Annotated in this window: 11 protein-coding genes; 7 read left to right on the top strand and 4 right to left on the bottom strand. The window is 69.7% G+C overall.

Annotated features, from left to right (window positions below; all coding sequences use genetic code 11):
• Window positions 1–89: 89 nt before the first annotated feature.
• Together ACQPYK_RS45490 and ACQPYK_RS45485 are read right to left on the bottom strand one after the other, a co-directional pair.
• The gene (locus tag ACQPYK_RS45490; RefSeq protein ID WP_433246583.1) at window positions 90–1,799 is read right to left on the bottom strand and encodes an alkaline phosphatase family protein; all 1,710 of its coding nucleotides are present in this window, start codon (window positions 1,797–1,799) and stop codon (window positions 90–92) included.
• 97 nt (window positions 1,800–1,896) lie between these two features.
• On the bottom strand, window positions 1,897–3,123 hold the full coding sequence (locus ACQPYK_RS45485; RefSeq protein ID WP_433246580.1) for a S8 family peptidase: 1,227 nt from the start codon (window positions 3,121–3,123) through the stop codon (window positions 1,897–1,899).
• A gap of 247 nt (window positions 3,124–3,370) precedes the next feature.
• Here ACQPYK_RS45485 and ACQPYK_RS45480 point away from each other — a divergent pair, with 247 nt between their 5' ends.
• Both ACQPYK_RS45480 and ACQPYK_RS45475 read left to right on the top strand, forming a co-directional pair.
• A complete protein-coding gene (locus tag ACQPYK_RS45480) occupies window positions 3,371–3,970 on the top strand; it encodes an ATP-binding protein (protein ID WP_433246577.1) in 600 nt (199 codons plus the stop codon).
• Window positions 3,971–4,001: 31 nt separating this feature from the next.
• A complete protein-coding gene (locus ACQPYK_RS45475; protein WP_433246574.1) occupies window positions 4,002–5,375 on the top strand; it encodes an L-serine ammonia-lyase in 1,374 nt (457 codons plus the stop codon).
• 2 nt (window positions 5,376–5,377) lie between these two features.
• Here the strand turns inward: ACQPYK_RS45475 and ACQPYK_RS45470 are convergent, their stop codons facing one another.
• Window positions 5,378–5,665 (bottom strand): DUF2530 domain-containing protein, encoded by a 288-nt coding sequence (locus ACQPYK_RS45470; RefSeq protein ID WP_433246571.1) that lies wholly within the window; start codon window positions 5,663–5,665, stop codon window positions 5,378–5,380.
• A 131-nt stretch (window positions 5,666–5,796) separates the two neighbouring features.
• On the opposite strand from ACQPYK_RS45470, the gene ACQPYK_RS45465 reads away from it, so the two are divergent.
• From ACQPYK_RS45465 to thpR, 4 genes are all read left to right on the top strand, one after another.
• Window positions 5,797–7,260: an NCS2 family permease gene (locus ACQPYK_RS45465; protein WP_433246568.1), complete on the top strand. Its 1,464-nt coding sequence runs from the start codon at window positions 5,797–5,799 to the stop codon at window positions 7,258–7,260.
• A gap of 607 nt (window positions 7,261–7,867) precedes the next feature.
• Window positions 7,868–8,326, top strand: coding sequence for a MarR family winged helix-turn-helix transcriptional regulator (locus ACQPYK_RS45460; protein WP_433246565.1), 459 nt, complete (start codon window positions 7,868–7,870; stop codon window positions 8,324–8,326).
• A gap of 86 nt (window positions 8,327–8,412) precedes the next feature.
• Window positions 8,413–9,885, top strand: a complete 1,473-nt coding sequence (locus ACQPYK_RS45455; protein ID WP_433246562.1) for an MFS transporter — start codon at window positions 8,413–8,415, stop codon at window positions 9,883–9,885.
• On the top strand, window positions 9,842–10,414 hold the full coding sequence (gene thpR, locus ACQPYK_RS45450; protein WP_433246559.1) for an RNA 2',3'-cyclic phosphodiesterase: 573 nt from the start codon (window positions 9,842–9,844) through the stop codon (window positions 10,412–10,414). The genes ACQPYK_RS45455 and thpR overlap by 44 nt, the downstream gene beginning before the upstream one ends.
• Window positions 10,415–10,512: 98 nt before the next feature.
• Here thpR and ACQPYK_RS45445 read toward each other — a convergent pair whose 3' ends face one another.
• Entirely contained in the window at window positions 10,513–11,481 is a 969-nt protein-coding gene (locus ACQPYK_RS45445) for an aldo/keto reductase (RefSeq protein WP_433246556.1), read from the bottom strand.
• A gap of 163 nt (window positions 11,482–11,644) precedes the next feature.
• On the opposite strand from ACQPYK_RS45445, the gene ACQPYK_RS45440 reads away from it, so the two are divergent.
• On the top strand, window positions 11,645–12,745 hold the full coding sequence (locus ACQPYK_RS45440) for a hypothetical protein (protein ID WP_433246553.1): 1,101 nt from the start codon (window positions 11,645–11,647) through the stop codon (window positions 12,743–12,745).
• Window positions 12,746–12,747 lie beyond the last annotated feature (2 nt).

Below are 12,747 nucleotides of genomic sequence, written 5' to 3'. Positions count from 1 at the left end.
TGTGCCGCTGTGCCGCTGTGCCGCTGTGCCGCTTGTGGGGCCGGTGGCCGCGGGGTCGGCGGCCACCGGCTGTGGTCATGCGGTGGTCGTCATGAGGTGGTGGTGATGGTCAGGTCGTCGATCTGTGTTTCGAAGAGGCTGGCGGTGCCGGCGTCGGTCGCTTCGATGAGCAGGCGGATGGTTTCGCCGGCGTGGGCCGACAGGTCGGCCGTGGCCTGTCGCCAGGTGCCGTCGACCTCTGCGTTCCGGCCTTGTTCGTCGAAGACGGTTGCGGTGGTGGTTCCGTTGAGGATTTTGATCCGCAGGTGGTCGTCGGGTGTGGAGTTGGCGCCGTTGGCGAGGTTGTAGGAGAAGGCGAGGGTGGTCTTTCCGCCGGCGGGCAGGGTGATGGCGGTGGAGCGGACGGTGGTGGTCCCGCCGTCGAGGTCGTTGGCGCCGTAGGAGGTGCCGGCGGCGGCGCCGGTGACCAGGCAGGTGGCTCCGGAGACGGTGGCGCCGAGTTGTTTGGCCCTGTTGGTGGCGGTGGAGATGGTCTCCTCGGGGTCGCCGCGTTCCCAGGCGCCGCTGGTGGCGGTGTCGGTGCCGGCGGGGTCGACGCTCCAGCCCCTGTCGGACTCGAAGTCATCGGCGAACACCGTCACCGGTCCGGTTCCCGACGGGTTGATCTTCCAGGTGAACGTGGCGGAGGCGGTGGCCCCGTTCGCGTCCCCGGCCGTCGCCGTGACGGTCGAGGTGCCGGCCTCGGCAGGCGTTCCGGAGATCAGCCCGGTGGAGGCGCCCAGCGACAGTCCGGCGGGCAGGCCGGTGGCCGACCAGGTGTACGGCGTCGCGCCGCCGGAGGCCGAGAGCTGCAGCGAGCCGGCGACCCCCACGGTCCCCACCCGGTCGCCGGGACTGCTCACGGTCACGCCCGAGGCGGAGCCCCAGACGTCGGTGACGGCCGACTTGCTCCCGGCGCTGCCCAGCGCGGGGAGACCGTACATGTCCTCCAGCGTGCGCAGGATCGTGTAGTGGTCGATCTGGTTGGCGGACTGGTAGCCGGTCTTGACGTTCTGGCCGACGAACGTGGTGAAGATCTTGTTCACCGAGGTGAAGTTGTCCTCGTCGAAGGTCTGGATGAGCAGGCTGTTGTGGGTCTTGGCCCACTGGGCGTACTTGTCCAGGTTGTTCTTCAGCCAGGTGTCGCCCGTCTTGGTCGAGCAGTCGTGCATGTCGCTGCACATGTCCGGCACGACGAACGACACCGTGGGCAGCTTGGTGTAGTCGGTCGGGAAGCTGGAGAAGGGCACGTGGTACGCCGCTCCGCCGACGGTGGGGAAGTCGGCCCACGGCGCGTGCTTGCGGACGTATCTGCCACTGCTGCACTGGGTGTAGCCGGCGCTGGGCAGCCCCTCCGAGTACGCCTTGAAGGTCAGGCCCGCGTTGAGGAGCTGCTGGCCGAGGTTGCCCGTGGTGAAGTTCTTCGGACAGGAGTCGTTGGAGACGCCCTGCTGTGAGCCGGAGAACAGCGCGATGTAGTTCGGCTGGCTCGGGTGCGTCACCCCGAAGGAGTTGGTGAACAGCGCGCCCTGCGCGGCGAGTGAGTTGAGGTAGGGGGCGTTGGCGCTGCCCTTGATCGTGGAGTAGTTGGTGTTCTCGAAGATCACCACGACCACGTGGTCGTACCTGGGGACGGACGGAGCGGTCGCGGCCACCGGGGTGACGGCCGGGAGGGAGCCGGCCTGCACCGGACCGGCCGCCGTGGTGGCGGTGATGAGCGCCGCGGCCAGAGCCGCTGCTGCGATGCGATCGAGGCGCATGAAAGAGACCTCCTGGATGAGGACTGGGCACAAGGGCCGATGTGGTTTTACCCGCACTTCGCCCCGCCGGGTGGCGAAGCTGCGCCGTTGGCGTGTCTCAGCCATCGGCTGTGGCGGCGGTCGGGGCGTCGGCGCCGTCGACGAACAGCAGCCGGTTCGGGGAGCCGCTGCCCGGGTTGGAGATCTTTCCGGTGGTGGCGGCGGCGATCAGCGCCGACTGGACCTCCGCGGGCGTCGCGGCCGGATGCGCGGCCAGGTACAGCGCGGCCGCGCCGGTGACGTGCGGCGCCGCCATGGAAGTGCCGCCGAGGGATCTGGTCGCGGTGTCGCCGCTGTTCCACGCCGAGGTGATGCCCACCCCGGGGGCGAACAGGTCGGTGCAGCGGCCGTAGTTGGAATCGGAGGCGCGCCGGTCGCGGGAGTCGGCGTTGTTGACCACTATCGCGGCCTGGACGCGCCCGGGGGAGTTACGGCACGCGTCGGCGCCGGCGTTGCCCGAGGACACCACGTAGGTGATGCCCGCGGCGATGGAGTTGCCGATGGCGGTGTCCTGGGCGTCGCTCACCCCATTCGTGGTGTTCAGGCTCATGTTGACCACGGCGGGCTTGACCGCGTGCGCGGTGACCCAGTCCACGCCGGCGATGATCTTTGAGGCGGTGCCGTTGCCGGAGCAGTCGAGCACCCGGACCGCGACCAGCTTGACCTCCTTGGCGATGCCGTAGTCCCGGCCGCCGACCGTGCCGGCGACGTGGGTGCCGTGACCTTTGCAGTCCTGCCCGGCGCGGCCGTCGCCGACCTCGTCGACGCCGACGACGGCCCGGCCGCCGAACTGGGTGTGCGAGGTCCTGATGCCGGTGTCGACGATGTAGGCCGTGACCCCCGCGGCCGTGGTGCCGTAGCTGTAACTCTTGTTCAGGGGCAGGTCGCGCTGGTCCACGCGGTCCAGCCCCCAGGACGGCGGGTTGGGCTGGGTGGTACTGGCCTGCACCACGCTGTCCTGTTCCACGTAGGCGACCCGGGGGTCGGCGGCGATCTGTTGAGCCTGGTCGGCGCTCATCTCGGCGGCGTAGCCCTTGATCGCGAACGCGTAGCGGTGGTGGACCAGCCCGCCGTACCTCTCGGCCAGATCGGTGGACTGCTCGGTTGCCGACCGGGCGGACATCGTCCGGTCCTTCAGGACCACGATGTACCTGCCGGGCACCGGGTCGGAGGCCGCCATGACCCGGCCCGGACCCGACCGGTCCTGCTCGGCGCGCGAGGCCGCGGCGGCTCCCGGAGTGGGGAGGACCGCGCACAGTGTGGCCAGCGCACCGACCGCGGCCATGCTTCGAAGACGTTGTGACACCGCTGCTCCAATGGGGGGAGGGGAAAGGAGATCGACCAGGAGACCTGGTGGTGCATCGGTCTATCTCCCGCGGTGTCCCGGCAGGGGTACATCGCCGCCACTGGCGCCATTGCGACGCTTCCTGGGAATTGGCCATTTCGCGCCATTAGCGCGTGCGTGTCACCATGACCGGCCCACCGGCGATACATCTGGGCTGTTCCCGTCCGCCGAGGAGGACCAGCCCGCCATGCCCCGCGCCAGGATGCACTTCACCGTCGTCGCGACGCCCGAGGCCGTGAGCGCAGCGCGGCACCGGATCTCGGCGGCCGTCCGGTCCTGGGGTGTCCGGCTCGACCGGGACCTCGCCTACGCGATCGAGCTGGTCGCCTCGGAACTCCTGACGAACGCGCTGGTGCACGCGGGCGGGACGCTCATCGCCGGAGCCGTCCTCGACGCCGACCGTCTCGTCGTCGAGGTCTTCGACAGCAGCCCGGTCGAGCCCCGGCCCCGCGAGGCGAACCGGGACGACGAGGGCGGCCGGGGCCTGGCTCTGATCGGCTCGTTCGCCCTGGCCGGCGGCTGCGAGCCGATCCGGGGAGGCAAACGTTGCTGGGCGCTGCTGGAGGTCCCGGACTCCGCCACGCCGCGACAGGCGGTCGAGCAGTACGGGTCCGGTCCCTGCCCGGTCGAGCAGCACATGGCCGGTCCCCGCCCGATCGAACACCACGGGCCCGGTCCCTGTCCGGTCGAGCAGCACATGGCCGGTCCCCGCCCGGTCGAACACCACGGGTCCGGTCCCTGCCCGGCCGCTCCCGCGCCCCTGTCGCCCTTTCCCGCACGTATCTGAGCACCGCCCGAGCCCTCACCGGAGTGTCCCCTTGGCCATCAGCGTCTTCGACCTCTTCAAGGTCGGTATCGGGCCGTCCAGCTCGCACACCGGCGGCCCGATGACCGCCGCCCACGCCTTCGCCCGCGGCCTGCGCGACGACGGCCTGCTGCACCGGACCGCCTCGGTGCAAGTGATCCTGTACGGCTCGCTCGGGCTGACCGGCAAGGGCCACGGCAGCGACAAAGCCGTCATCCTCGGTCTAGAGGGCGACACGCCCGAACGAGTCGACGTGGACACCGTCGACGCGCGGCTGGCCTCCACCCGCGAGTCGGGCACGGTGTGGCTGTACGGCGAGCGGCAGGTGCCGTTCGTGGTCGGCGGGCACCTGATCTTCGAACGCAAGATCTCGCTGCCGCACCACCCCAACGGCATGCGCTTTTCCGCCTTCTCCGAAACCGGAGAACCGCTGCGCGAGAAGGTCTACTACTCGGTGGGCGGCGGCTTCGTCGTCGACGAGAGCGCCACCGGCGCCGACCGGATCAAACCGGACGACACCGCCCTGCCGTACCCCTTCACCACGGCCGCCGAACTGCTCGCCCACTGCGCCGAGACCGGCCTGTCGATCTCCGGGCTGATGCTGGAGAACGAGAAGGCCTTCGGCCGCTCGGCCGCCGAGATCGAGAAGCGGTCGCTCGACCTGTGGCGGGTGATGCGCGAATGCGTGATCCGCGGCTGCTCCCGTGAGGGAGTGCTGCCGGGCGGCCTACAGGTACGCCGTCGCGCGCACCGGCTCCACCGCGAGCTGGCCGCCGAGATCGGCACCGGCTCACTGCACGCGGTGGACTGGGTCTCGCTGTTCGCCCTCGCCGTGAACGAGGAGAACGCGGCGGGCGGCCGGATCGTCACCGCCCCGACCAACGGCGCCGCCGGCATCGTCCCGGCCGTGCTGCACTACTACGACCGGTTCACCCCCAAATCCGACGACGACGGGGTGATCCGCTTCCTGCTCACCGCGGGCGCGGTCGGCGTGCTGTTCAAGGAGAACGCCTCCATCTCCGGCGCCGAGGTCGGCTGCCAGGGCGAGGTCGGCTCGGCCTGCTCGATGGCCGCCGCCGGGCTCACCGAGGTGCTGGGCGGCACCCCGGAACAGGTGGAGAACGCCGCCGAGATCGGCATCGAGCACAACCTCGGCCTGACCTGCGACCCGATCGGCGGCCTGGTGCAGATCCCGTGCATCGAGCGCAACGCGGTCGCCTCGATCAAGGCCATCGCCGCCGCCCGCATCGCGCTACGCGGCGACGGCCGCCACTTCGTCTCGCTGGACAAGGCCATCAAGACCATGCGCGACACCGGCCGCGACATGCTCGACAAGTACAAGGAGACCAGCCGCGGCGGCCTGGCGGTGAACGTCGTCGAATGCTGACGTCACGGGGCCGGAGGCGCGGGGAAGACGGGCGGGATCGCCGTCGCGGGCTCGATCGGCGCCTCGGCGGACGGCGGTTCACGGCGGTCGCGGCGCCGGACGTACAGCAGGCCGAACAGACCGCCGCAGATCCCCGACACGCAGGTCCAGATCCACCAGCGGTGCCCGGGATCCGGCTGCATGATCAATAGCACGACCAGGGCGACCGCCCACAGGCACGTGCCCGCGAGGATCGTGGCCGTGTCGTTGGTCTTCAACGGCCGGAGATCCGGACGGCTAGGCTGGTTCACACGATCCAGCGTAGGCGACGGGTTCTCACTACTCGCAAAACGCCCCCGGTGAGAGCGCGAATCGATCTCGAAACCATCACCATCGGGACCCGGGGCTTCCGGTGACGGATGCTCGCTGCCACCCTGCGTCCGTGAGTGACACCAAAACCTCCCAAATAAGCGCTCTTGACCGTTTCTTTCACATCTCTGACCGAGGCTCATCAGTGGGCCAGGAAGTCCGCGGCGGTCTGGCCACGTTCTTCACGATGGCCTACATCGTCGTTCTCAACCCACTGATCATCGCCACCGTCAAGGACGCGGACGGCCAGTTCATCGGTGACGGAAGCGTGCCCAACGTGCCGCTGGTCGCGGCCGGCACCGCCCTGGTGGCCGGCCTGCTGAGCATCCTGATGGGCGTCATCGGCAAGGTTCCGTTCGCGATGGCCGCCGGTCTGGGCCTGAACGCCTTCGTCACCTACGGCATCGCCTCGCAGATGTCGTGGGAGTCGGCCATGGGCCTGGTCTTCCTGGAAGGCGTGATCATCGCGCTCCTGGTGCTGACCGGGTTCCGGACGGCGGTGTTCAACGCCATCCCGCCCCAGCTCAAAACCGCGATCAGCGTCGGCATCGGCCTGTTCATCGCGCTGATCGGCTTCGTGGACGCGGGTTTCGTCCGTAAGGCGCCCGCCGTGCCGCTGGAGCTCGGCATCGGCGGCAACCTGGCCAGCTGGCCGATCTTCGTCTTCGTGATCGGGGTGCTGACGATCGCCGTGCTGGTGGCCAGGAAGGTGAAGGGCGCCATCCTGATCGGCATCGTCGCGACCACGGTCCTCGCGGTCGTCGTCGAGGCCGTGGCCAAGGTCGGCGGCGCGGGGGCGCCCGACAGCCCGAACCCCGCCGGCTGGCGGCTCGTCGTGCCGACGATGCCGGAGAAGATCTTCGGTTTCAGCAACCCGCTGGTGCTGTTCAGGGAGTTCGACCCGTTCGGCGCCTTCGGCTCCGTCTCGGTCATCCTGGCCCTGCTGCTCGTCTTCACGCTGCTGATCACCGACTTCTTCGACACCATGGGCACCGTCGTGGGCGTCGGCGGCCAGGCCGGGCTGATCAGGGAGGACGGCACCATGGCCAGGACCCGCGAGATCCTCCTCGTCGACTCCATCGGCGCGGCGGTCGGCGGTGCGGCCTCCGTGTCCTCCAACACCACCTACGTCGAGTCGGCGGCGGGCGTCGGCGAGGGCGCGCGCACCGGCCTGGCCAGCGTCGTCACCGGCCTGCTCTTCCTGCTGGCCATCTTCGTCTCGCCGCTGGTCGCCGTCGTTCCCTACGAGGCCGCCGCGCCGGCACTGGTCATCGTCGGCTTCCTGATGATGACCGCGATCCGCGAGATCGACTTCACCGACTACGAGATCGCCATCCCGGCGTTCCTCACGATCGTGCTCATGCCGTTCAGCTACTCCATCGCCAACGGCATCGGCGCCGGTTTCATCAGCTTCGTGCTGATCAAGGTGGTCAAGGGCAAGGCCCGCGAGATCCACCCCCTGATGTGGCTGGTCGCGGCCCTGTTCGTCCTCTACTTCGCGCTGGGACCCATCAAGACGCTCCTCGGCCTCGGCTGAGAACCGCGCCATGGACCGTCATGGTGATCCACGGGAGTCGATCACCATGACGGCCTCTCATCCGGCAGGTCCGAGTCGAGATCGGCGGGTCGTTCATGATGCTGCCCTCCGCTCAGGGGTGTGTTGAGTGGCCCCAGCCGGCCGGCACCGCATCGAGGTCGACCCGCATGCGTGTGCCAAGGCCGCCCCGCGGGTCCGCCGACCAGCGAAGTGCCGTCTCGTCCGCCGGCGCCCAGGCCCGATCCGAGCACGGTGATCACACCTTCGGGCCGGTAGATGTGACTGCCCAGCCACAGGGTGGAAGCAAGGACGGGTGTCGGTGTGCGGCCGATCCTTTCGGCGTTCGGCCGCGAGCGCTTCGGCCGAAAAGGCGACCGGACAGGTGCGGCCCCGGTGCACGAGATACGACGATGGTCGCAGGAAGCGGATGCCGCAGGCCCTGCGTGGGGATGACGGATGACGGATCCGCCGGCTTCCGCCTGCGGAGACGTCACGCCGAGGTTGGGGATCGCCTCCCGGTCTGCCACGCTGTACGGCCCGCCTTGAGGAAACTCCCGGCCGGCGGGAATCCCGCGAGGTCGTATATAGTTAGCAAAGGTAATGACCCATGCTAATGAAACCCAAGAAGGATCCCGTCGCGAGCCTGCGAAGCGACGCCGGTCTAGCCTCAGCACTGCGCGTGTCACTGGCACGACTGAACAGACGCCTGCGCAGGCAGGCCGCGGGGCACTCGCTGACCCCCACCCAGCTCGCGACGCTCGCCGCGGTGGAACGGCATTCCGGGATAACCCCCGGCGAATTGGCCGAGCACGAGAAGGTGCAACCGCCCTCGATGACCCGCGTGATCGCCGTGCTGGAAGAGCGGGGGCTGGTGTCCCGTACGCCGCACCCGACCGACCGGCGTCAAGTGACCGTGAGCGTGACCGAGCAGGGCTCAACCCTGCTGAAGGAGGAGCGCCGCCGCAAGGAGGCGTGGCTGACGCAGCAGCTGAAGGAGCTGTCGGCCGAGGAGAGGGCGGTGCTCCGGCAGGCGGCTCCGATCCTGGAGAAGCTCAGCCGGATCTAGCCGAACCCGAGGAACCCGGGGCCTCGGCGGTCCCGCAGGACGCCGAGGCGCACGCCGCACCGGGCATCGAGCCGGGGTGGCGGGCAATGCTGCGACGGCGGCGCGTCGTGCGCGCCGTACCCGGAAAGAAGCCGGAATCCGACGAGAAGCCGGAAGCTGACAAGAAGCAGGAATCCGACGCGAAGCCGGAACCCGGCAAGAAGCTGGGATGGCGGGCGAGGCTGCGGCGGCGGCGCGTCGCGCGGGCCGCGGCGGCCGACGAGCTGCAGGCCGTCGAGACCGCGACCGCGCGGGCCGTTCCCGAGACGCGGGGCGGCATGTTCCGGTCGCTGCGCAACCACAACTACCGCCTGTTCGCGATGGGTGGGGTGATCTCCAACGTCGGCGGGTGGATGCAGCGCACCGCGCAGGACTGGCTGGTGCTGGACCTGACGCACGGCAGCGCCGCGGCGCTGGGCCTGACCACCGCGTTGCAGTTCCTGCCGCTGATGCTGTTCGGGCTCTGGGGCGGAATGCTCGCCGACCGCTATCCCAAGCGGCCGCTGCTGATGGTCGCCCAGTCGATCATGGGCCTGCTGGCGCTCACCATGGGCCTGCTCGTCGTGACCGGCGCCGCCCAGGCCTGGCACGTCTATGTGATGGCCTTCACGCTCGGCCTCATCTCCTGCGTCGAGGTGCCGACCAGGCAGTCGTTCGTGGTCGAGATGGTCGGCCGCCAGGACCTGTCCAACGCCATCGCGCTGAACGCCTCCAGCTTCAACCTGGCCCGCGTGGTCGGCCCGGCCCTCGCGGGAGTGCTGATCTACGCGCTCGGCGGCACGGGCCCGATGTTCCTGATCAACGCGATGTCGTTCCTCGCCGTGCTCGGCGGACTGGCCCTGATGCGCGCCTCGGAGCTGACCACCCCCGACCCGGTGCCCAGGGCCAAGGGCCAGCTTCGCGAGGGCCTGCGCTACGTGATGGCCCGGCCGGACCTGCTGATGCCGATACTGCTGGTCGCCTTCGTGTCGCTGTTCACGCAGTCGTTCTCGATGTCGATCGCGCTGATGGCGCGTGAGGTCTTCGGCGCCGGGGCCTCCTCCTTCGGCCTGGCCTCCAGCATGTTCGCCGTGGGCGCGCTGGGCGGAGCGCTGATGGCGGCCCGGCGGGTACGGCCCAGCCGGAAACTGCTGATCGGCGGCGCCCTGTCGTTCGGGCTGTTCCAGGTCGCCACCGGCCTGGCCCCCTGGTACCCGCTCTACCTGCTCTTCCTCATCCCCGCCGGCGTCGCGCTGATCTCGATAAACACCGCCGCCAACACCAGCGTGCAGCTCGCCTCCTCGCCGGAGATGCGCGGCCGGGTGATGGGCATCTACGTGCTGGTGTTCACCGGCGGCGCCCCGATCGGCGCGCCGTTGCTCGGCTGGGTCTCCGACCTGGGCGGCCCCCGCGTGGGAGTCATGATCGGCGGGGTGCTCACCCTCGCTGGGGTCGGCGCGGCGATAATGCTGACCAAGGTGCTCAGCAGGAGGTCGCATGCGACTGTTCGTGGGGCTACCGCTGCCGCGGCGGGTGCGTGACGAGCTCGATCACGCTCTCGTGCCCCACCGCGCCGCCTGGCCCGGCCTGCGCTGGCCCGATCCGGCGACCTGGCATGTGACGTTGTCGTTCCTGGGCGAGGTCCCGGAGGGGATCCTGCCCGACCTGGAGACGCGCCTCGCCCGGGCCGCGTCGCGCTACGCGCCGATGACGCTGTCGCTCACCGGCGCCGGCGCCTTCCCCTCGGCTCGCCGGGCGCGCGTCTTCTGGACCGGCGTGTACGGCTCCCGCCCCCAGCTCGTCCGGCTGGCCGACTCCCTGGGGGCGGGAGCGCGGCGGGCGGGAGCCGTACAGGCGGATCGGCGCCGGCTCCACCCGCATCTGACACTGGCCAGATCCGGCGCCGGCGCCGATCTGCAGCGCCTGGTCGAGGACTTCGGATCGTTCGCCGGCGCCGCCTGGGAGGCCGGCGCCGTGCACCTGGTGAGAAGCCATCTCGGGGCCGCGGTCCGCTACGAGACGATCGCGGAATACCCCCTTGCGGCGTCGGCACCCGGTGGGCAGAGCTAAGCTCCAGAGCGTGGATCGTCCCCGTCGCTGGCTGCTGCCCACGGTGCTCGCACTGCTCGTGCTGCTCGTGGTGATCGGCGCCCTGGTCTCCTAGCCTGCTACCAGGCGTATTCCTCGGGGGCGGTCTTGAACCCGGGGAAGATCTCGTCGAGGCGGGTCAGAGCCTTCTCGTCCAGCTTGATCTCCAGGGCCCTGGTGGTGCTGTCGAGCTGGTCGAGCGTGCGCGGACCGATGATCGGCGCGGTGACGACCTTCTGATGCAGCAGCCAGGCCAGGCCGACGTTCGCCGGGTCCTCACCGAGCTCCTCGCAGAACGCCTCATACTGCTCGATCTTGTCGCGGTGCTTGTCCAGCTCCTTGACCATGTGCTCCGCTGCCGAGCGACCCTTGTCGATCTTCCGGAGGATGCCGCCGAGCAGGCCGCCCGCCAGCGGGCTCCACGGGATCAGGCCCAGGCCGTAGTCCTCGGCCGCCGGGATGACCTCCAGCTCGGGAGTCCGGACGAGGAGGTTGTAGTGGGACTGCTCGGAGACCAGGCCGAGGCTGTTGCGGCGGCGGGCGGCCTCCTGGGCCTTGGCGATGTGCCAGCCCGCGAAGTTGGACGACCCGACGTACAGGATCTTGCCCTGCTGCTTGAGAATGTCCATGGCCTCCCAGAACTCCTCGAACGGGGTGTCCCGGTCGACGTGGTGGGCCTGGTAGAGGTCGATGTAGTCGGTCTGCATCCGCTTCAGCGAGGCGTCGGCGGCGCGGCGGATGTTGAGCGCGGACAGGCGGCCGTCGTTGGGCCAGTCACCCATGTCGCCGTAGAGCTTGGTGGCGATGACGGTCTTCTCACGGCGTCCTCCGCCCTGGGCGAACCATCGGCCGATGATGTTCTCGGTGATGCCCTCGCCCTTCTTCCAGCCGTAGACGTTGGCTGTGTCGAAGAAGTTGACTCCCAGCTCGTGGGCGTGGTCCATGATCGCGAAGGAGTCGTCTTCCGAGGTCACGGGGCCGAAGTTCATCGTGCCCAGGCAGAGGCGGCTGACCTTCAGGCCGGTACGGCCAAGCTGCGTGTAATCCATGGGTCCACCCTAAAGACCTGGAGCGCACTCCAGGCGAGCGTTGGCCTCCCCGACCCTGCGTCACCCTGCTTTCCGGCATTTTCGGCAATGCTGAGATGACCTTGAGGGAGACGAGAGGCTTCTGGGCCGTCCCGGGGCGCCGTCGGCAGGGCATGATGGCTGAATGGGGAGTAGGCCGGGCAATGTCATGACTCGCGGGTTCGTGGTGGCCGTGCTGGCCGGGGCGACGGTGTTCGCGGGAGCGGGAGCGGGAGCCGAAGCGGAAGCACGGGCGGAAGCACGGGCGGGAGCGGAAGCACGGGCGGACGGCGACGCGCTGCTGTTCACCTTCAAGGACAGGCGGATCACCGAGTCGAGCGGCCTGGCGGTCTCGCCGACGCACAAGGATCTCTACTACACCCACAACGACAGCTCGGCAGGGCCCGTCTTCTACGCCGTCGGGCCCAACGGACGCACCCGCGCGACCTTCACCCTCCGGGGCGCGGAGGCCCGCGACTGGGAGGGGATGGCCGCCACCAAGGATCCGGTGACCGGCGCGGGGGTGCTCTGGTTCGCCGACATCGGCGACAACTTCGACGGCGCGTGGCCGGACGTCTCCGTCTACAAGGTGACCGAGCCCACCACCTTCACCCGGACCGCGCTGCCCACCATCCTCCCCGCCGTGCGCTACCGGTTCCGCTACGAGGACGGCGGGCACAACGCCGAGGGCGTCATGGTCAACCCCCGCACCGGGCGGCTCTACATCGTGAGCAAGGAGTTCTCCGGCTCGGTGTACGCGGCCCCCAAGCGGTTGCGCGCCGACAGGGACAACGTGCTCCGCAAGGTCGGCTCCGCGCCCATCATGGCCACCGACGCCGCCTACGCCCCCGACGGGTCGAGTTTCGTGATCCGCACCTACTTCTCGGCCACGGTCTACCGCGTCCCGGGCGAACAGATCGCCCGGGTGTCGATGCCGGCCCTGGACCAGGCCGAGTCGATCACCTACACACCCGACGGCCAGGCGCTGCTGACCGGCAGTGAAGGGACAGGCAGTCCGGTCTACCGCGTGCCGCTGCCCGCCGACGTCCTGCAGCGGACGGCGCCCAAACCCGCGGCCACGCCGATGGCCAGCAGGAGCATCGGTGATGACACCGCCCTGGTGGCCAACGCCAGGGCGGACGAGGACGCCGACGCCGGAGTGCCGGGTTCGGTGGTGGCCGCCTGGCTGGCGGTCGCGGCCGCGGCCACCGGAATGATCACTTTCATCGCCCGCCGTACCCGCTAGCC

Source organism: Streptosporangium sp. CA-135522 (assembly GCF_050949235.1).
Classification (GTDB): Bacteria; Actinomycetota; Actinomycetes; order Streptosporangiales; family Streptosporangiaceae; genus Streptosporangium.
The sequence above is the reverse complement of the archived record's forward strand: the minus strand, read 5'-3'. Positions and strand labels throughout refer to the sequence as shown.

What these genes read in the sequence shown, in the direction of transcription:
- ACQPYK_RS45490 (WP_433246583.1), bottom strand. Translation starts at nt 1,799, where the DNA reads ATGCGCCTCGATCGCATCGCAGCAGCGGCTCTGGCCGCGGCGCTCATC.
- ACQPYK_RS45485 (WP_433246580.1), bottom strand. Translation starts at nt 3,123, where the DNA reads ATGGCCGCGGTCGGTGCGCTGGCCACACTGTGCGCGGTCCTCCCCACT.
- ACQPYK_RS45480 (WP_433246577.1), top strand. Translation starts at nt 3,371, where the DNA reads ATGCCCCGCGCCAGGATGCACTTCACCGTCGTCGCGACGCCCGAGGCC.
- ACQPYK_RS45460 (WP_433246565.1), top strand. Translation starts at nt 7,868, where the DNA reads ATGCTAATGAAACCCAAGAAGGATCCCGTCGCGAGCCTGCGAAGCGAC.
- ACQPYK_RS45455 (WP_433246562.1), top strand. Translation starts at nt 8,413, where the DNA reads ATGCTGCGACGGCGGCGCGTCGTGCGCGCCGTACCCGGAAAGAAGCCG.
- thpR (WP_433246559.1), top strand. Translation starts at nt 9,842, where the DNA reads ATGCGACTGTTCGTGGGGCTACCGCTGCCGCGGCGGGTGCGTGACGAG.
- ACQPYK_RS45445 (WP_433246556.1), bottom strand. Translation starts at nt 11,481, where the DNA reads ATGGATTACACGCAGCTTGGCCGTACCGGCCTGAAGGTCAGCCGCCTC.
- ACQPYK_RS45440 (WP_433246553.1), top strand. Translation starts at nt 11,645, where the DNA reads ATGGGGAGTAGGCCGGGCAATGTCATGACTCGCGGGTTCGTGGTGGCC.